The organism is Aquidulcibacter sp. (assembly GCF_049239865.1).
In the GTDB taxonomy this organism is placed as follows: Bacteria; Pseudomonadota; Alphaproteobacteria; order Caulobacterales; family Aquidulcibacteraceae; genus Aquidulcibacter.
Genome location: NZ_JBMLTR010000133.1, coordinates 23,896 through 42,984, shown reverse-complemented (window position 1 = coordinate 42,984; position 19,089 = coordinate 23,896). Strand labels below are relative to the sequence as shown.

The following is a 19,089-nucleotide window of genomic DNA, read 5'->3' as shown; positions in this document are numbered from 1 at the left end:
GACAGCCCCAAGACTTTTCTCCAACTTTAATGTGAAGATAATTGAATTGCTGAGGTGTTGCAGCAATTGCCTTACACTTACCCCCCCCCCTAAACCCAAGTCCCAACAAGGCGAATGAGCCGTGTCGCAGCCAGGGCGGTTGCTGGGGGGACAAGGGATTCTCGGACGAACAACAGGTTTGAGTTCGAGATCGGCGAGAGGACATTGGTGAAAATGTCGGCGAAAGCGCCTTGACGGGAGCCATCGCTATTCGACGAATTGCCAAGTGCTGTGCCGGCCGCCCCGTTGCCCGAGCAATCCATGCCAACGCGTCCACCCACGCCTTGCGCCGCCATTGAGAGTTTCAAACCACGCTGCGGGAATACAACGCCAAAATTGTTGAAAAGATAATCGCTGATATCTAGCGCGATCATACCAAGCATATTTGTGCCCGTCGGATTGGGGTCGCCCAAGCGCAGAATCTCACCAGCTGCCCAGCCTGCAACATCGGAAGCTTGATGGACGTTGAAGACGTTTGCGGCACTGTTCCAATTAACCCAAGCAGACCTGGCCGGTGTTTTGGAGACGTTCCAAATCCGAACTCTTGAGACTCCGCGCAGCGATTGGCTAAAAATCTGCTCGACTTCATTGGTCGTAATCGTAACCGAGTCCCCCGTTACACTGGCAACGACATAGGTTCGAAGCGTGGCAAGAGAATCCATATCAGATCGCCAAATATCTCTTACGACCGCCGGTACCAAGGTGAGGGCCCGCAGCCCTGTATTGGAATCAATCAAGCCACCATGTGTTTTGAGCCCGCCGCTAAGGCGATCAATGCTGAGTGCGGTCTTGAAGGTGCTGCCGTCTTGGCTGACCTTAATTGTTAAGTCCTCTGAGCCAATGAGACCAATTTCTGCGCGACCAGACCAACCAGTTTGGAACAAGAGTGAGCCCGTCGCGTTGGGTTGCGACTTATTCAGCTTTACCTGCAGATTGCCGATAGCTTCATTGGGGTGAGAGAACAAAACCCCTTCGCTTTTTACCGCCAGGCGGTTGGTGATATCGGCTGTCGTATTGACCCCTATCTGGTCAATTGGATTGACGCTTGAGACCATTGGAACCGCATGCCAAGTTGAGCCGTCGAAGCGGATGTTAATTCCCTCATCCACCACCCAGCCGAGCCAACCTGCTTTCGCTGGTACTGGCTGCCAGCCGCCATTTTGAAAGGCGATCAACTGATCTTGCAAACCGCCCCAAGCGCCGGTCGCTGGTGTTTTGGGAATATAGCAATCACCCTCAGTCGGTTCTGCCGGTGGGGCACTTAAGGCCCGGCTCACCAACGTCAATTGGATGCAAGCATCCAAAGCGAGCATGGCTTCATTATAGGTGACGTGCTTGTCGGCTTGGGAGGCAAGCAAAAGGGGAGATTTAGTCGGTTGGTGCGTGACATCGGCAATTCATCTGGTTGGTTAAAGGCCACACCAGCTTAGGATTTGCGCGTAGTCAGTCGGATAGATTCATTAGATGCCTGTATAAGCCTCAACCTGTTTGGGTCAGATGGCGTTCCCACGCCAAGGCTGCTGCCACAATGTCATCGAGGTTTTCAAATCGAGGCTTCCAAGGCACCAGAGATTTCAGATGGGCCGAGTTGGCGACCAAAGACGGCGCATCGCCGGCCCTACGTGGCGACATTTTCGCGGCGATGGGGTGGTTCAGCTGCTGTTCCATTGAGGCAAGAACTTCGAGGACCGAAGCCCCTTTCCCATAGCCGCAATTCGCCGTGACATTGGCCCCACCCGCCAGAAGGTGTTGAGCCAAGAGCACATGGGCGTCGGCGAGGTCGCTGACATGAATATAGTCACGGACGCAGGTGCCGTCTGGCGTGTCGTAATCGGTGCCAAACACTTCCATCTGCGGCCGTTGGCCCGTGGCCACTTGGCAGGCGACCTTGATTAAGTGGGTTGCGTTTGGCGTGCTCTGTCCCGTGCGGCCTTGGGGGTCTGCACCGGCCACATTGAAATAGCGCAACACGCCGACTGACAGGCCGTGGGCCGTCGACATATCGGCCAGCATCAATTCGGTCATCAACTTGGACTGGCCATACGGGCTCAAGGGGGCTTTGGGCGCAGTTTCGTCCAATGGTGCCGCGCTGCCTGGTGCATAGACGGCGGCGGTGGAGGAGAAGATGAACGCCTTTACGCCAGCCTTTACCGCCTCTTGGATGAGCCCCAAGCTCTTGGCCGTATTATTCTCGTAGTAGAGCCCAGGATTGACCGCTGATTCAGGCACCACGATGGAGCCCGCAAAATGCATGATGGCGTCGATCTCGTGGCTGCTTAGGACCTTTGCAACGGCCGCCCGATCACCAATGTCCATTTCGATCAAGGTCGCTGTGGGGGGCACATTGCGCGCAACACCCGTGGATAGATTGTCGAGAACCACGATTTCATAGCCTGCATCAACGCACGCCCAAGCCGCATGGCTGCCAATATAACCTGCACCGCCTGTGATCAAAATCTTGGTCAAATCTTACGCTCCTAGAATAATGCATGGCCCTATAGGCTTTAGGTGGCTGGGAGTAAAATCGAAATTACGCCCTTAATCGGATCAACCAGTCCAGCCTAGCGCAGCAAAGCGATGTCCCATGCGCTCTTGGCCAGCAGCATTAGGGTGCAAGTGGTCTGGTAAATCGCTTTCGTCCGCCGCACCAAAAAGGGCGAGGCCATCGAGATAAGACAGGTTTGCATCGCCTGCATTTCGTCGGCGAGCGACGACATCGGCGATAATGGCGCGCGACTCTTGGAGTGTGAGCGCCCCATCCATAGCACTATGAGGCCGTTCGGTTGAACCATAGCTTGCCAAGCTGTCCCGCATCAGTGGCCCAGTGCGGGTCTCAAGCAGGGGGCAGAAGATCGGCGAGATAACGAGGAGGGGCACGTCGGGCTTGCCCTCTCGGATGGTGTCTAAGAAGCTGTGCAAGGCGCTCGCAAAGACGCGTCTGCGCATGGTGTCCGCGCCGATGATGTTAATGCCAACCTCTAGGCTGATCGCATCATATGGCCCGTCACGCAGGCTGCGGGCTACAAAGCCATCCAAATGGCATTGTCCCGCCAGCCCGATATTCATAAGCTCATGTCCCAACGCTCGGGCAGCAACTGCAGGCCAAGTCCAAGATGGGCCTTTGGCTTCCATGCCATGACTGATCGAGCTGCCATAATGAGCCCAGCGGAGACCTGTCGGCTCAGGGCTGGGGTGGATCTCTGCTTCGCTCGAAACAGATAGGCCGAGCACCTCTAACTGGGCCGATTGCGGTAACCACAGCTCGATGGCCTTTAGCCCAGTTCCCAGTGCATCAAATGAGATTTCCGAGGCTGTGCCCGGCACGAATGATGGACCCTTGGGATTCACCACAATCGTGTGGCCTGAACTGGCCGCGGCTGATCCGCACTGCACCCCATCCAAATAGAGGTCGAAGGTCACAGGGCGGCGTGGTGTGCCTGCCAATTGAATGCCCGTTTCGAGGACGTTTAGGCAAAGAGCTTCTGCATCGGTGGTAAAGCAGAGGCGCACACCACTGGTCATGCCGACCATCAGGTCCACAGAAGGATCTGGTGATTGGGCCCATGTCCAAGCAGGCAGGCGCCAAGCCTTGAGGCTCGAAGGCGTTCGAACTACATGCATGGCCCCGCGAATGGACAAAGCGGGATGATCTAACGCGACGGACTTCATAGTCATGACTTTCTGTGGTCCGCCAGTAAGCTTAGAGCGGCGTCAGGGCTGCGCGAAGATCGCTCATGGCATCCTTGAGGGCAGCACGGGCTTCATCGACTGCCCGTTGCAACTGCACTTCCCGCGCTTTCGCGGCGTCGAGTTCTTCTTGCAACAGGGGATTTACATCGGGTGTGGAGGGATAGCCACGCGCTTCTTGAACTTCGCGAGCGCCAGCTTGGCGACCATCTTCATATCCCGCACGGCGCGCAGCTTCTGTTACCCGCAACATGGACGCTGCGAGAGCCGTTTCAAGTCGTGACAACGCACTGTCGAAACGGACAAGAGTTTGATCCAGCGGGGGAGGCTTTCCAATGCTCATGACATCTCTCCTAGCTGAGTCCTGCCAAAACCCCAAATCATGTGCAAGCAAGTGACGCCATTGGGTGGACGATTCGGCAGATGATGGCTATAGCCAACATACAATTGGCATGGGCCTCCCCCACATGCCATGATCCAGCAAAATAAGGCGAAAGTGCCTTGATTTTGTAGTTTTACTACGGAGATTAGTATGAGCGTGCGCGTCGCGATCAATGGTTTTGGCCGTATCGGCCGTCTGGTTTTACGGTCCATCATCGAGAATGGACGAGATGATATTGAAGTTGTGGCCATCAATGATTTGGGCCCTGCCGCGACCAATGCGCACCTGTTGAAATACGATTCCGTGCATGGCCGTTTCCCCGCCACCGTCAGCGTTGAAGGCGACACGATTGTCGTCAATGGCAAGCCCATCAAAGTGACCGCACTTCGTGATCCTGCGACTTTGCCTTGGGGTGAAAATCAGGTCGATATCGCGATGGAATGCACGGGCTTGTTTACAGCTCGTGAGAAGGCTGCTGCACATTTGACGGCTGGTGCGAAGCGCGTTTTGATTTCCGCGCCCGGCGAGCAATCGGATAAGACGATTGTGTACGGCGTGAACCATCAGTCTCTCACCAAGGATGATCTGATTGTCTCCAATGCTTCGTGCACCACCAATTGCTTGGCACCGGTTGTAAAGGTCCTGAACGACGCCATTGGTATCGACAAGGGCTTCATGACGACGATCCACTCTTATACGGGTGACCAGCCAACGTTGGATACAATGCACAAGGATTTGTACCGCGCCCGCGCTGCAGCTCTTTCCATGATCCCAACGTCAACTGGCGCGGCCAAGGCAGTGGGCTTGGTTTTGCCAGAGCTAGCGGGTCGTTTGGATGGGGTGGCGATCCGCGTACCAACGCCAAACGTCTCCTGCGTAGATCTGAAGTTTGTTGCCAAGCGCACCACGACCGTGGATGAAATCAATGCTGCCATTAAGGCCGCAGCGGATGGTCCTTTAAAGGGCGTCTTGGGTTACACGGCTGACCCCAATGTCTCGATTGATTTCAACCATGACAGCCATTCTTCGACCTTTGCTTTGGATCAAACCAAAGTGATGGACGGCACGCTGGTGCGCATCCTGTCTTGGTACGATAATGAGTGGGGCTTCTCGACCCGCATGAGCGACACTGCCATCGCTATGGCTAAATTGATCTGATGGACGTGACTGAAGCTAAGTCTGACTTTGTACCCTCGCGCTTCGTCAATGCTCTGGTTGAGGCAGTGCTTGTCTCAACCACCATCCTATTGGCCATGTTTGGCGTGTCCTGGTGGGCAGCCCCGGTGATGATGGTGGTGGCAACGACTTGGTGGTGCTTCGTGCATAGGCGGCGGGTTGCTGGCATGGTTCGTGCGAGCTTGCCACAAACGATTGGCACTTTGGCTCTGGCTTTGGTGCTGATCGTGCTCGCACATGGCGTCGGATTTGGTTTTGGCGCGGCACTTCACGCGCTGATAGGGTGAAAATGACTTTTCTATCGCTTAAGACTGCAGATCTTCAGGGCAAGCGTGCCTTTGTCCGCGTTGATTTCAATGTCCCAATGCAGGACGGTGTGATTACAGATGATACACGCCTCCGCGCCGCTTTGCCGACGATAAAGCTTCTGATTGAGAAAGGCGCGAAGGTCATTCTCGCGGCCCATTTTGATCGGCCAAAGGGCAAAGTCGTTCCAGCCATGTCACTCGAGCCGATTATACCGGCATTGGCCGCTTTGTTGGATAAACCGATTGCATTTGCTGCTGATTGCGTTGGCCCTGTTGCCGAAGCCGCGGTGGCCGAGATGAAAACAGGTGATGTGCTCTTGCTAGAGAATACCCGTTTTCAACCCGGCGAAGAGAAGAACGACCCAGAGCTTGCCAAGGGCTTTGCGCGTCTGGCTGATGTTTACGTGAATGACGCCTTCTCGGCGGCGCATCGTGCCCATGCTTCAACCGAAGCAATTGCCCATTTGCTGCCAGCCTATCCCGGCCTATCGATGGCCCATGAGCTTGATTATCTGGATAAGGCTCTCGGCAACCCAACCCATCCAGTGATGGCCGTTGTGGGTGGGGCCAAGGTCTCCAGCAAGATTGACCTTCTTCAGAACCTTGTTTCACGCGTGGATATCTTAGCCGTTGGCGGGGGTATGGCGAATACATTTCTGGCAGCGCGCGGGGCCCATGTCGGCAAGTCCTTGTGCGAGCATGACCTTTTGGAGACCGCCCGCGCCATTGAGGCGCAAGCTGCGGCGAACAAGTGCCAAATCCTGCTGCCCACCGATGTAGTGGTCGCCGAGGCCTTTGCCGCCCATGCCCCTCATCGGACCTGTGAGATCGATGATGTGAAGGATCAAGAGATGATCTTGGATGCCGGGCCAAAATCGGTTGCTGCTTTGGCCGCTGCTTTGGAGACCGCCAAGACCTTGGTCTGGAATGGTCCCTTGGGCGCGTTCGAGTTACCGCCTTTTGACATTGGCACCATGGAAGCAGCCCGCACCGCGGCAGCCTTGGCGCATTCGGGACGCCTCGTCGCAGTCGCAGGCGGCGGCGATACCGTCTCGGCCCTCAATCAAGCCAAGGTTGCAGGCGACTTCACTTTTGTTTCCACCGCTGGCGGCGCCTTCCTCGAATGGATGGAAGGCAAAGCACTGCCCGGCGTCGAAGCCCTTAAACATCCATCCTAATCCAACTGTGTATCTAAGAGGACAGCTATGAATCTCGATCAACTCGTCGCGACCGCCAAAGCCATGGTCGCCCCCGGCAAGGGTATTTTGGCAGCGGACGAAAGCACCGCCACCATTCGCTCGCGTTTTGATGCCATCGGTGTTGAGTCCACCCCAAATACCCGTCGCGATTATCGGGAATTGTTGTTCCGGTCGGAAAAGGCGATGAAGGACCACATCTCGGGCGTCATCCTGTATGATGAGACCATTCGTCAGTTCGCGCGTGATGAGTCGCGGTTGGTCGATATCATCAAGTCGCATGGTGCCATCCCCGGCATTAAGGTCGATATGGGTCCTCGCGAAATGCCCTTCTTTCCGGGTGAGCGCGTAACCGATGGCCTCGACAATCTGCGTGACCGTCTGCGCGACTATTATGTCCATGGTGCACGCTTCGCGAAGTGGCGCGCGGTGATTGATATTGACGCGCGTCGCCCAAGTGCTGGCTCGGTCAAGGCCAATGCGCATGCTTTAGCGCGCTATGCCGCCATGTGCCAAGAAGAAAACATCGTGCCAATCGTGGAACCCGAAGTCCTGATGGATCTCGATCACGATATCAATCGCTGCTTTGAAGTGACCGAATATGTGCTGAAAAGCACGTTCCAAGCCTTGTATGAAATGCGGGTGCAGTTGGAAGGCATCGTGTTGAAGCCAAATATGGTGATCGCGGGTCGCAAGGCGAAGGTCCAAGCCGGCGTCGACGAAGTGGCTGAAAAGACGGTTCAGTGCTTGAAGAACACGGTTCCTTCGACCGTGACCGGGATTGCCTTCTTGTCGGGCGGCCAGTCCGACATCGATGCGACCGCGCATTTGAACGCAATGAATGCGATGCATGCTTTGCCTTGGAACCTGACTTTCTCTTACGGTCGCGCGCTGCAAGCCGCCCCGCAAAAGGCTTGGTCTGGCAAGGAAGAAAATATCGAGGCTGCCCAAGCGGCCTTCTACAAGCGGGCCCATATGAATGGCTTGGCGTCACTTGGCCAATGGTCGCGTGAACTGGAAGACAAGTAAGCCGCTTACTTAGAACAAAAAGAATGGGGCACCAGATCGTCGGTCTGGTGCCCTTTTTGTTTAGCCTGCCAAGCCCGCAATTGCCTTGGCTGTTGCGATCCAAGCTGGGCTGGTTGAGATGGGCACGCACAGAATTTGCACCGCAATAATGGCAATCGAGCCCCATAGAGTGACGGGATGGAAACGGCCCGTGACTTTGCGATCATAGATCAGCATGGCGACCAAGATGAGGTCAATGACGATCGCTGGCGGCAAAGTGACAAAAACCGGTGGTGGCCCAACGGCCCCCGGTGGAGTCATCATAACCGCAAATGGCCGTGCCATTGGGGCCTGCAATAAGGGCACGAAAGATAAAGTCATCAAGCGGCTGTGCCAGTCAGCGCGATGCACATTCATGATCGCCAGCACGATGAAGGCCGCGATCAAGGCGATGCCCGAGAAGGTCACGATGGAGAAGGACGCCGCTTGGTTCGCAAAGCCCGTGAGCTCGCCCTGCTTGATCGTATTGATCGCTGCCAAAAGGATCGAGATAGCGAGAGCCGTAAACAGCGAAACGCCAGCAATCCCCCAGCTTCTATGGTCGGTCATCTTACGATTGGCCACGAAATTGGTCTGTAGGGCATAGAACAACACCCAGGCAAAAAGCATAAAGCCATGGATGTGGAGGATGGGTTTGCCAGCGAAACTGCCGTCCATCAGCTTCAGCCAATAGGTCGGGATAAAGCCGCAAAAAGCAATGGCCACAAAGACCCATGCCATGGTCTGATAGAAGCGCCGTGGCTTCTCAAAAGTTTCAATCGTCGTCATGTCCATCCCCCTAGTTCAGGCCATGTGGCCAATTGCCTCCCGCCACGCCTCAATCGAGGATGTGGCTTGATAATCGCGTTGCATCTCAGAGGTCAGGACCTCAATCATGGTGGAATTTTCGATCCAAAACTCGATGACATCAAACATCCCACCACGAGAACAGCGCACCGACCGCCAGCCTTCGCGCTGGGCGATGGCTTCAATCTCGTCCTGACGTCGGTGGCATTGGATCGCGAGATGGGTTGCGCCATAGCGAGACGGATGTTCAATCTCGGTGGTGTCAAACATGGCGTCGTCCGCCCCGGGGATCAGGGCGCGGCCATTGGGATAAACCTCAATGCCAGAGCCGCGCACATCGCCTGCCATGGCAATCCAGGCCCCGGAAACCGGCGCAAAAGGTAAAGCCTCACCTTCCCAGAGTTCAGCGAGCACATGGGCCACGTGCTTTGGATCGGTAGCGGAAATAGAGGCGTGCAAAATCATGGGATACTCCTACAAAGTGCCGTTACGCGCGGCAGTAAAGATGGCTTGGATGGCGCGGCGCGCGATCTGCCCGGATTGGTCGCCTTTAAGGTCCCAATAGTCGCGCATGGTAAGCCAAGCGGTGGCGGATTGGATAAGTTGCACGCTGGCGCACACGGTCAGCACAATCTCGTCAGAGGCTTCAGGGCCAAGCTCTGCCTGCACCGCACGTCGGATGGCGGCTTGCCGCTCCTCATTGCGCGATAAGGTCATGGCCCGACCCTGTGGTGACAGGACCGCGCCGCGCATGATCTCGGCCTCTTCGTCAAAGGATGGGAAGGCCTTGACGGGAAAGTCCAACAACGCCGCCAGCGTATCTGGGAAAGCTTCTTGGCCAAGCCGCGCTTTATGCGCCCGCCACCAGCCATCCAGCAAAGCCTCTTTGTTGGGGAAGTGGCGATAAATCGTGCGTTCGCCCAAACCGGCCATGCGGGCAACTTGGGTGAAGGTCAGCTCCGCCAACTCAACGTCTTCAAGGCATCGACCGACCGCGTCGAGAATGATCTCGGCGGTGGCGTCGCGTTGGCGGTCGCGATGGGTTTTGGTCAAAGTTTCATTCATGACAGTTATACTGTCATGATGACAGTCATACTGTCAAGAAATTATTCTTAGCTTCTAACGATCTTGTAAAAGCCGATCGATATAGTCTCGCTCATTCTTGTCGCGCTGCGGGTCCGCTTGGCGGCGACGTAATTCATCGCGCACATCCCGGGCGCGCCGCTTCTCCACCCCGTCAGGCACTTTTGTCGCCTTGCCATCATCTTGTTTAGGCAAAGCGCGGCCTAAAGGGTCTGTCTCGCCATCATTGCCAGCTTGGCCTTGCGGGCTCGATTCTGCTGCCTGTCGCAGGGCTTGTAAGGCACGCGACTGGGCATCTTGGGCACGATTAAGATCGCCTTCTCTGAGGGCCTGAGCGGCCTCGCGCATGGCCTCGGCGGCTTGGCGCTTATTCTGTTCTTCCGCGCTTTGTTCTTGAGCTGGATCGCTCTGGCGACTGCCGCCTAAAGCATCTGCCAAGCCCTCCTGTTGGTTGGCGAGATCCTCTGCCGAGCGGCGCGATTGATCGGAGGGCGGTGTTTCGCCCAATTGCTCCGTCTGATCCGACAGAGCCCGTTGTTGCTGCATGGCATCATCGAGCGGCCCGCCCTGGCCTTGACCATTTGCTTGGCCAGAGGCACCGGGCGCACCGGGTTGAAGGTTTTCGAGCAATTCGTCCAACTGATCTAATTGGGCTAAGGCATCCTCGCGCGAACCTGAACTGCCGGACTCCTCTAATTCCCGCAGCCGGTCTTCCAGATCGCCAGCACTGATCTGCGGGCCGGATTGGCCTTGTTCGCCGCCTTCACCAGAGGCACCTTGCTGGGCCAATTCCTGCAGCCGTTCGCCAACGGCTTCCCGCAGCTCCTGCGTCAATTGTTGGATTTGGTCAGGTGGAGCACCTTGTTCGAGGGCTTGTTTGAGGGCCTCGCGAGCTTGTGCGACCTTTTGTTGGGCCGGGGTCTGATTGCTGGCCTCAATCTGCAGCGCCATTTGCCACAAGAGGGGCGCGACGCTGTGGGCGTCTGAAACATCTCGCGCAATGCTCAAACGCTCCAGCGCATAATGCAGGCTTAGTTGACCCAGATCGCTTAAGCCGAATTGAACCATGGTTTCGGCAATGGCGCGCAGATGTCCGGTAGCCTTTGCAATTCCCGGCGGGGCACCGGGTTGGGGGTCGGTTAGGTCAAGCTTTATGGGTCCAAGATTTAGGGAGTCCGATGCTGTCCCCACAACATCCAAGGGCTCAAAAAGAGTGGCAAAACGCGGCAGAGTCCGTTGATAGGGGCGCGCCTCGCGTAGGATCATCAAGCGGACCTCTTGGAGGGCGGCCGCAAGGCTGGATTGCCAATTCTGCTCTGGCATCGTGAGCTTGGTTACGTCGGACGCGGTTTCTTGCCCCAAGCCGTCACGTACCACGATCTGGGCTTCAACTTGCAGGCCTGTTAGCGCGTGATCGGCCACTTCCACAAAGACACGTCTGGCACCATTTTCGCCCGCTGCCCCTTCAAGCGGAATGGGGGTGTCGAACACCGAGTGACCGGCAAGTCCTTCAGGCACCTTCACTGGTCGGATGCGGACAAAGGCCGCCGCAAGCCCATAATCATCACTGGCTTGGAACGCGATATCGAGCCGGCCTTTGGGGTCGATTTGGATGGGCTTTGGCAAAGCAAGTTGTGGCTTTTGATCTGGTGTAGCTTCAATATGCCACTGTGCCCGCGTGCCGAGGCGATCCAGCTTAAGTGTCCCCGAACGAGTGATTTCAATCTGCCCCTGCCAAGCAGCCCCTTGGGCTGGCTCCAAGCGGGTGGTGCGGGAAGGACCGCGCAACACAGGGGCACCGCGTGCGCCATCGACGCGCGCTGTCACCTTAGAGCCAACTGGCAAGGCAATATTGCTTTGGCTGCGGTCCAGCCGGATTAAGGGCAGGCCGGTATAGCTGGGCGGCTCGGCCCATACTTCGACGACCAGATCGCTGTCACCCATTAAGGGCGACAAATCAAACGTCAGTCCGCGTGCAGTCGCCATCGGGTTCAACCCGCAAAGTCCCATTGCCGCAACCAAGGCCAAGGCTTTAGCTGCGTCTTGCCAGTCTAACTTGGGTTTCACAGGGGTGGATAAAGCCGCGGCAGCTTCGATCAGTCGTCGTTGGTGCCAAGACCAAAGGGCGTCATCGCCGCTGATCCGCCGATCTTCGCCCCCGGTGAGGGGGCGTAATTCGTGCAAGCCTGCGGCTTCTTCAAGCGCGCGCCCGGCTTCATGCTCGCTCATCGGGTGGAAGAGCTGCCACCCGCGCCAGAATAGATAGGCAGTGATGAGCCACGTAAGGCCTGCCCCAGCCGATACCAGTGCGGCGGGTAGACCTTCGGTTAGGCTGCCCGCGGCCCCAACAAATGCCAAGAGGCAGAGGGGTGGCCAAAGCGTCCGCAACCCTTTGACCAGCGCATCGGCACGGATGGTTCGCGCAATCGCGCGACGTGTCGAGGGGGGAGGGGTGGTTGGCGCTAACACCTGTTTGCTCTAGCACACAGACGGCTTGTTTGTGAATCGGTTTGAACGCCAGCGCCCAACTTCATTTAGGGCTTGCTGGCGGCAGGCTTTGGCTTGGCGGCAATGGCTTCCAGTTGCGCCAAGAGACGGTCGGCATCGGGGGATGAGCCTTTGGCGACGCGCGCCCATTGAACGGCAAGCTCTAGGTTTTGCGGCGTGCCTTCGCCCTTGGCATTGACCAAGGCCCAGTAGAAAGCGCCGTCCATGTCCCCGCCTTCAGCGGCCGTCTTAAACCATTGCGCCGCACCTTTAAGATCGCGGGCAACGCCGCGTCCCTGATACAGCATCAGGCCATAATCGGCTGCGGCATCCGCGCGGCCGGCCTGCGCAGCTTGGCGGAGGTAGCCAATGGCCTTTAAAGGATCATCCATTGGGTCAGGGTCCCCGTCGGCATAGAGGATACCTGCCGCATAAGCAGCATCGGCATCACCATAACTGGCCGCTTGCGCATAAATGCTGGCGGCGCGTGTGCGATCCTTTGGCCCTGCGGCACCGGAGAGAAACAAGTCACCCAAGGGGGCCAAGGCTTCCTTCCGCCCATTCGCAGCAGCGCGCTGCAGCATGGAAAGGGCTTCTCCCGGCGTCGAACCGCCTTTTCGGGCCATGCCGAGCCGAGCCAACCCCAACATGGCATCACTATTGCCGCCGGTGACTGCGCGGCGATACCAACGGACCGCAGCTTCCGGGGTCGCAGTGTCAATGAGATTTTGCTCGTAGATGGAGCCTGCCAAAGCAGCAGCTTTTGGATTGCCGCGCGAGGCGAGGTTTTCAGCTTGGCTGAGGGCTTCACGATATTGGCCGGTGCGGAGCGCCAGCAATGCGCTCTCCAACGCGCGTTGATCGGCCTCAGCCTCTAAGGCCATTGGGCTGGGAGGGGCGGGGGTTTGCGCCATTGTTACCTGCGGCAGCGCGAGCACACCGGCGAACAGGACAAAGCGAAGGCGTGTCAGGCGCATGCGTCAAACATGTCCTTGAAAGCAGCACTTGCTGCAGCGGGGCCTTTGGGCCACGACCAGATACCAGCCGAGACAGCCAAGAAGTCGGCTCCGGCCTTTACAAGCTCTGCCCCATTGTCTGGGGTGATGCCACCTATGGCGACGCACGGGATTTCCATAATCTCTTGCCACCATGAAAGTATGTCGAGATTGGCGCGCGTTGGTGCCGCTTTTGTGGCCGTGTCGAAAAAGGCGCCAAAAGCAACATAATCGGCCCCGGTCTCTGCAGCTTCCATCGCAAAGTGGCGGCTGTCGTGACAAGTCACACCAACAATTCCATTCTTGCCAACCGGTTTGCGCGCTTGGTCCACTGTGCCGTCTGACTGTCCAATGTGCACCCCGTCCGCCGCGGCAAGCTTAGCCAGATCGGCGCGGTCATTCACGAGGCAAGCTACACCCAAGTCTTGGGCCATGGGAAAGATTGCAGCAGCAGCGGCTAGGACTTCAGCATCCGTTGCTTCCTTTAGCCGCAATTGCAGGCAAGCCACATCGCCAGCCTCAATAACCGCCTGCAAGGACTTGGCAAACAAGTCGAGATTTTCAATTTTCGGCGGCGTGATGAGATAGAGCCGCGTTTTTGGACGGTCCGACACGAATGATTGGCTCCTTAAAGGGCGATTGAGCAGAACAGATGACGGACAGATGCCAACATTGTGAGATGCACAACCACTGAGAAACAGGCACATGACGCGCCTTCAACGATTTCAGAGATGTCTATGACCCAAGCCACGCCTCCCGCCAAGCCTGTCCCCAACACCCAGCGCGGTTTCTTAGCTTGGGTTGAGCGGGTGGGGAACCTTCTGCCCGACCCTGTCATGATTTTTGTCTGGTTGATCGGCTTCTTGATGGTGCTGTCGGTGATTGGCTCAGCCCTTGGCTGGTCCGCCTCGCTCCCCTTCTCCGGCGAAAAGCCACCCAGTGGTGGGGTCGTGAAAGATGGGCTCCTGATCTTTGACGCCACCAGCCTGTTCACCGAAGACAATCTGAAAAAGCTGATTGTCGATATGCCCCGCACCTTAACAAGCTTTGCGCCTCTGGGTGTTGTGTTGGTTGTGATGTTGGGGGCCTCAGTGGCAGAGCGTGCTGGCCTGTTCAGCGCTTTGATCCGCAATAGCCTGCGCGATTTGCCGCGCGCCTTTCTGACCCCGGTCGTGTGCTTGATCGGTATGATGAGCCACCATGCATCGGACGCGGGCTATGTGGTTTTCATTCCTCTGTGCGGGCTGGTCTATGCCGCAGCAGGTCGTCACCCGCTGGTCGGTATTGCCGCAGCCTTTGCCGCCGTCTCCGGCGGTTTTGCTGGCAATGTCACACCAGGCCAACTCGACGTGCTTTTGTTCGGCTTCACCCAAGAAGCCGCCCGCATCATTGACCCGACTTGGACGATGAACCCCTTGGGCAATTGGTGGTTCATTTTGGCCATTGTCGTGCTGTTTACGCCCATCATCTGGTTCATCACCGACCGCGTGCTAGAGCCTCGTTTAGGTCCTTGGACAGGCAATCCAGATGACGATTTGAAAGCAGAATTGACCAAGTCGGTTGTCACGCCAGAAGAGAAGCGCGGCCTCGCTTGGGCTGGCTTCGCTGCGCTTGCCGTGATCGCCGTTTTTGCAGCCTTGGCCCTTTGGCCCGGTTTCACCCCACTGATCGATGAAAGCCAGAAGGGCACCGCCCAGTTGCAACCCTTTTACCAAGGCCTGATTGCCGCCTTCACGCTGATCTTCTTGCTGGGTGGCATCGCCTTTGGTGTCTCGGTGAAGTCGATCCGCTCCTCGTCGGATGTGGTTACCATGATGAATGAGGGCATTCGTTCGTTAGCCCCCTATATCGTCTTTGCCTTCTTCGCCGCCCATTTCATCGCCATGTTCAGCTGGTCGAACTTAGGGCCGATTGCCGCGATCAATGGCGCGGCAGCCTTGAAGGAACTCAGCCTGCCAGCACCTTTCTTGCTCGTCTGCGTCCAAGCCTTCTCGTCCTTCTTGGACCTCTTCATTGGCTCGGCTTCGGCCAAATGGAGTGCGATGGCCCCCGTCGTGGTGCCGATGTTCATGCTGCTCGGTATCTCGCCGGAAATGACGACCGCGGCTTACCGGATGGGCGATAGCTATACCAATATCGCGACGCCCTTGATGTCTTACTTCCCGCTTGTGCTGGCCTTTTGTCGGCGTTGGGACAAGAATGTTGGCGTCGGCACGCTGCTCTCCATGATGCTGCCGTTTGCTTTGGCCTTCATGGTTGCCGGCATAGCGATGACAGCGGCTTGGGTCTATTTCGACTGGCCTTTGGGCCCGGGCGCTACGGTGCATTACAGCCTGCCGGGGGCGAAGTAGGGCCCCGTTCAGCCGCGTTGGAATGGATAGAAGTCTGATCCTAAGTGCATGATCTGGGTCAGCTCATCCAAGGCTGTCCGCCCTTCTTGCAGCAGGCTGGGGTCGGCCAAATCGTCTGGCCCCAAAGTCTCGCGATAATGGCGGTTCACCCACGCGACCAAATCGTCATAGAGCGCCGTATCGAGCACAGCACGCGCGCTGATGGCCTGTAGCTTGGCTTCATCCATCACAACCCGCAGCCGCAAGCAGGCCGGCCCACCGCCATTGCGCATGGATTGGCGGACATCGACGAACTGGACCCGACCGATGGGGCCATTGCTGGCAACCAGTTTTTCCAGATAGGCATTGGTGGCTGCATTCTCGCGGCACTCTTCCGGTGCGATCAAGACCAAGCGGTCTTCGCCCGGCATGGACAGCAATTGGGTGTTGAACAAATAGGATTTGATCGCGTCCGCCAAGGGCACGTCCGCCTCTGGCACTTCGACGATGGCCACTTCCATAATGCCATCGCAGGCGCGCTTGATCGCCTCATAGGTGCCCAGCCGATCTTCAAACGCATGTTCGTGGCAGAACAGGACTTGCAGGCTGGCGACGGCCACCACGTCATTATGGAAGGCCCCCGCTTCAATGGCCTTCCGGCTTTGTTGGAGATGCAAGACACGATTTGGCGCGAGGCCATGGCGGCGCGCAATGGCTTCGCCGGTTTGCAACGTCTGGCGGGCAGGGAAGCGCGTTTCTTGTTGGCCAAAGCCATTGCGGCCCCAGACAAAAATCTCCACCCCTGCTTCACCATGGCTGGCGCACAGCCGCATGTGGTTGGCGGCCCCCTCGTCGGCAAATAAGGGCTGATAGGGCAGGGCCTTATGAACCGCAAAATGGCTTGTATCGGCAAAGATCGCCCGCAAGCTGCGCTCGGTCTGGCTGGCTTCCAGCGCGCGATGCGGCATGGTCAGAAGGTTAGCCGGGCTGAAGTGGAGACGGCCGTCAGCGCAATCTGCTGAAGGCGACACGGTCGCCGCATTGGCCGCCCACATTTGCGCCGACGACGAAACATTGCGCACAAGTGCGGGGTCCGCCTTCCAAGCTTGGGCTAGAATTTCTGCGTCAGAGCCCGAAAATCCGATGGCCTTCAGCGTGGGCAGGTGCGGGCGCTCATGGGGTGGTAGCAGGCCTTGAACCAAGCCCGCATCGGCCAGCCTTTTGGCTTTCGCTAGGCCCTGAAGCGCGCCTTCCTTCGGGCGGGACACAGCTGTCGCATTGGCTGCAGAGGCTAAATTGCCAGCGCTGAGCCCGCCATAATTGTGGGTTAAGCCAACCAAACCATCGAAATTTGCTTCAAACGCCAAGACGAACCCCTGTGTTGTCACTGGCACGGGCTATAGACATAGGCTTTGGTGTCAAGCCTGTTGTGCCAGCACTTTGGCCTCCGAAGAGCGGTCTCCCCGAACGAGCAGCCAGAGCCCGATGACCAAATTACTGAGCAAGGTCACCGCGAAAGCAATAGAACTGGGGATGTCCGTCGCGGGCCAGCCCAAAGTCACGACCGAACTCACCAGAATGAGCATAGCACCCAGAATGGCTATGGCGGATAAAAGGCGCGGCAAGCTGCGCGCTTGGAACAGGATGAAGAAGCCGATCAATGTTGCCAAGGCCAGCCCAATCGCACCCAGATCAAAGGCCGCATTGGAGACATCGCGCAGCACCCGGTGCAACGCCTCTGCACCCGGGGTACCCAGAAGATTGGGCTGGGTCTGATTGTCGACCAAGGCAAAGCGGATTGCCCAAGCCACGGTCGAGCTTATGGCCTCAAACAAGCGCCAGCCCAGAACCAGTCCTGCGCCCAATCGGCTAATGGGCGCTAGCCACAGTGCGAATGTGACCGCTAGCGCGACGCTGAAAATGCTGGAGACGCCATAACTGAGCAGAGCGAGGCGATAGAGGCCTTCGTTCTGCGCGATCTTGAGGCCAGTTGCAGCAAAGTTGCCCGGGACCGCAAAGCTGTTGGCGATCTGAAAGCCTGCCATATGGGTGAGTGTCACCAAGAAAAGAAGCAGGCCCGTAAGCCGAGCGTGTGTCCAAAATTGAGTGCTTGCGGTCATGGGTTACGCCTTGTCGTTGGGATTAAAAAAGGGCCACCGACGGTCGTCGATGGCCCCTTTGGTGAGATGGCTTGCCGAGACTTAGAGGGCCCGGCGGCGGCGGATCTCGCTGGCGGCATAGATGAAACCACCTGCTACGGCCAAGCCAATCCAAAAGCCAGGTTGGGCTAGGCTGTTGGACAATTGGCCCAGCATTTCAGTGACAGGGATCGCGGGGATATGGTCGTTGCTGGGCTCGATGATGCGGCTCATGCCGTTGGTCATAGGTTCGCCAATCAAGCGGCCAGCAGGTTCCCATAAGGCGTTCAGGATCATGTCATTGTCATCACCACGATAGGCAATGGCCATATAGACGAGGGGCACAACGAACAGAGGGGCAAAGGCTGCGACGAAGGGCATTTTAGGGGCCCAAGCGCTGACCATGGTCACCCATCCGTAAACTGGCAAAGCCCAGCCAACATAGATCAGAAGCCCGACCGCCAACACGCTCCACAATTTTGTGGCATTGAGGAAGACCGTTGCAGCGCTGATGCCGGTGATGCCCACATTGCCGAGGGTGGCAACCGCCAGGCCCGTGATCGCGACGTGCAAGACAATCGTCACGGCCAAGGCAAAGAACAGACCGACGCCGACAATCGAGACAAGCTTCGCACTGGTGGTCTGAAGGTCGCTGACCGGCATCGACTTCCAGAACAGGATGGTGCGATCCTTACGCTCGTCATGCAAAGCCCCCGCCAAGACAAACAGGATGGAGATCAGGGCGATCGCCAAGGGCAACACCGCAGCCGCTGCCGTGCCGACGGGCAGGATGGCTTCTAGGCCAGCCTTGGTTTTCGGGTCAATCGCATCATCTAGGCTCTTGGATTTGCCGTCGTTGGTGATGATGGTGACCTTGCCATCTGGACCACGCTTGACCACTGCAGCACCTTTTTGAGTATCAACGATGACTTGACTATTTAGGCCGGGATTTTGTTTGGCGGCTGCAAAGTCTTCGGGGTCAAAGCCAAAGCGGGCATTGCCGGTCAAGGTTGCAAACAAAGTCACGGTCAAAAGAATGGCCGCGATCACGATGGGGGTGATGACCAAAGCACCGCGATTATCGGCCATATCCCGCCGAATTAGGGTCAAAAATTTGTTCATGAGAACACTCCCGCAGGAAGGGTGAAGCTGACAACAGCAGTTTGAATATTGAGGCCAATGGCGGGGTCAAACGACCATTCCACACCGCCTACGCCAAGAAGAGCCAAGCCAACGAGCGCTAAAACCACGCCCGACGTCCGGGCCAATTTCACGACGATATCGCCGCTCGAGGGGATCAGGGCAAGCTTTGAAGCGCCCGCTTTTGGGGTCAAAGCCTTGCCGGGAAAAGCACGGCCTTCGGCCGGTGCCTGACGCTGGGCTAAGGTAAAGAGTAAGCCAGTAATCATCATCT

Annotated in this window: 19 protein-coding genes; 5 read left to right on the top strand and 14 right to left on the bottom strand. The window is 57.3% G+C overall.

Annotated features, from left to right (window positions below):
- Positions 1–89 precede the first annotated feature (89 nt).
- From ACOVRA_RS09340 to ACOVRA_RS09325, 4 genes are all read right to left on the bottom strand, one after another.
- Positions 90–1,397 carry a DUF2793 domain-containing protein gene (locus tag ACOVRA_RS09340; RefSeq protein ID WP_421720054.1) on the bottom strand — a complete coding sequence of 436 codons (1,308 nt, stop codon included), beginning with the start codon at positions 1,395–1,397 and terminating at the stop codon, positions 90–92.
- A gap of 121 nt (positions 1,398–1,518) precedes the next feature.
- The gene (gene galE / locus ACOVRA_RS09335) at positions 1,519–2,505 is read right to left on the bottom strand and encodes a UDP-glucose 4-epimerase GalE (protein WP_421720053.1); all 987 of its coding nucleotides are present in this window, start codon (positions 2,503–2,505) and stop codon (positions 1,519–1,521) included.
- Positions 2,506–2,586: 81 nt separating this feature from the next.
- Positions 2,587–3,714, bottom strand: coding sequence for a GDSL-type esterase/lipase family protein (locus ACOVRA_RS09330; protein ID WP_421720052.1), 1,128 nt, complete (start codon positions 3,712–3,714; stop codon positions 2,587–2,589).
- A gap of 25 nt (positions 3,715–3,739) precedes the next feature.
- On the bottom strand, positions 3,740–4,069 hold the full coding sequence (locus ACOVRA_RS09325) for a hypothetical protein (RefSeq protein WP_421720051.1): 330 nt from the start codon (positions 4,067–4,069) through the stop codon (positions 3,740–3,742).
- A gap of 189 nt (positions 4,070–4,258) precedes the next feature.
- On the opposite strand from ACOVRA_RS09325, the gene gap reads away from it, so the two are divergent.
- From gap to ACOVRA_RS09305, 4 genes are read left to right on the top strand one after another with little or no spacing between them, the layout of a single operon-like run.
- A complete protein-coding gene (gene gap / locus ACOVRA_RS09320) occupies positions 4,259–5,266 on the top strand; it encodes a type I glyceraldehyde-3-phosphate dehydrogenase (protein WP_421720050.1) in 1,008 nt (335 codons plus the stop codon).
- Positions 5,266–5,571, top strand: coding sequence for a hypothetical protein (locus ACOVRA_RS09315; RefSeq protein ID WP_421720049.1), 306 nt, complete (start codon positions 5,266–5,268; stop codon positions 5,569–5,571). The genes gap and ACOVRA_RS09315 overlap by 1 nt, the downstream gene beginning before the upstream one ends.
- A gap of 2 nt (positions 5,572–5,573) precedes the next feature.
- Positions 5,574–6,770 carry a phosphoglycerate kinase gene (locus ACOVRA_RS09310; RefSeq protein WP_421720048.1) on the top strand — a complete coding sequence of 399 codons (1,197 nt, stop codon included), beginning with the start codon at positions 5,574–5,576 and terminating at the stop codon, positions 6,768–6,770.
- Between the two features lie 27 nt (positions 6,771–6,797).
- Positions 6,798–7,817 (top strand): class I fructose-bisphosphate aldolase, encoded by a 1,020-nt coding sequence (locus tag ACOVRA_RS09305; protein ID WP_421720047.1) that lies wholly within the window; start codon positions 6,798–6,800, stop codon positions 7,815–7,817.
- A gap of 60 nt (positions 7,818–7,877) precedes the next feature.
- On the opposite strand, the gene ACOVRA_RS09300 is transcribed toward ACOVRA_RS09305, so the two are convergent.
- The 6 genes from ACOVRA_RS09300 to thiE all read right to left on the bottom strand — a co-directional run bounded on the left by ACOVRA_RS09300 (position 7,878) and on the right by thiE (position 13,821).
- Positions 7,878–8,624, bottom strand: a complete 747-nt coding sequence (locus tag ACOVRA_RS09300) for a hypothetical protein (RefSeq protein ID WP_421720046.1) — start codon at positions 8,622–8,624, stop codon at positions 7,878–7,880.
- A gap of 15 nt (positions 8,625–8,639) precedes the next feature.
- On the bottom strand, positions 8,640–9,107 hold the full coding sequence (locus tag ACOVRA_RS09295; RefSeq protein WP_421720045.1) for a hypothetical protein: 468 nt from the start codon (positions 9,105–9,107) through the stop codon (positions 8,640–8,642).
- A gap of 9 nt (positions 9,108–9,116) precedes the next feature.
- Positions 9,117–9,707, bottom strand: a complete 591-nt coding sequence (locus ACOVRA_RS09290) for a TetR/AcrR family transcriptional regulator (protein ID WP_421720044.1) — start codon at positions 9,705–9,707, stop codon at positions 9,117–9,119.
- Positions 9,708–9,761: 54 nt separating this feature from the next.
- Entirely contained in the window at positions 9,762–12,194 is a 2,433-nt protein-coding gene (locus tag ACOVRA_RS09285; RefSeq protein WP_421720043.1) for a DUF4175 family protein, read from the bottom strand.
- 65 nt (positions 12,195–12,259) lie between these two features.
- On the bottom strand, positions 12,260–13,189 hold the full coding sequence (locus ACOVRA_RS09280) for a tetratricopeptide repeat protein (protein WP_421720042.1): 930 nt from the start codon (positions 13,187–13,189) through the stop codon (positions 12,260–12,262).
- Entirely contained in the window at positions 13,180–13,821 is a 642-nt protein-coding gene (gene thiE, locus ACOVRA_RS09275; protein WP_421720041.1) for a thiamine phosphate synthase, read from the bottom strand. Before thiE ends, ACOVRA_RS09280 begins: the two co-directional genes overlap by 10 nt.
- 123 nt (positions 13,822–13,944) lie before the next feature.
- Between thiE and ACOVRA_RS09270 the strand changes: the two genes are divergently transcribed.
- A complete protein-coding gene (locus ACOVRA_RS09270; RefSeq protein ID WP_421720040.1) occupies positions 13,945–15,558 on the top strand; it encodes an AbgT family transporter in 1,614 nt (537 codons plus the stop codon).
- An 8-nt stretch (positions 15,559–15,566) separates the two neighbouring features.
- On the opposite strand, the gene astB is transcribed toward ACOVRA_RS09270, so the two are convergent.
- The 4 genes from astB to ACOVRA_RS09250 form a co-directional block, all read right to left on the bottom strand.
- Positions 15,567–16,925, bottom strand: coding sequence for an N-succinylarginine dihydrolase (gene astB, locus ACOVRA_RS09265; RefSeq protein ID WP_421720039.1), 1,359 nt, complete (start codon positions 16,923–16,925; stop codon positions 15,567–15,569).
- Between the two features lie 30 nt (positions 16,926–16,955).
- Positions 16,956–17,657 carry a DUF4386 domain-containing protein gene (locus ACOVRA_RS09260; RefSeq protein WP_421720038.1) on the bottom strand — a complete coding sequence of 234 codons (702 nt, stop codon included), beginning with the start codon at positions 17,655–17,657 and terminating at the stop codon, positions 16,956–16,958.
- An 81-nt stretch (positions 17,658–17,738) separates the two neighbouring features.
- A complete protein-coding gene (locus ACOVRA_RS09255) occupies positions 17,739–18,797 on the bottom strand; it encodes a hypothetical protein (protein ID WP_421720037.1) in 1,059 nt (352 codons plus the stop codon).
- A complete protein-coding gene (locus ACOVRA_RS09250; RefSeq protein ID WP_421720036.1) occupies positions 18,794–19,087 on the bottom strand; it encodes a hypothetical protein in 294 nt (97 codons plus the stop codon). Before ACOVRA_RS09250 ends, ACOVRA_RS09255 begins: the two co-directional genes overlap by 4 nt.
- Between the last annotated feature and the right edge of the window lie 2 nt (positions 19,088–19,089).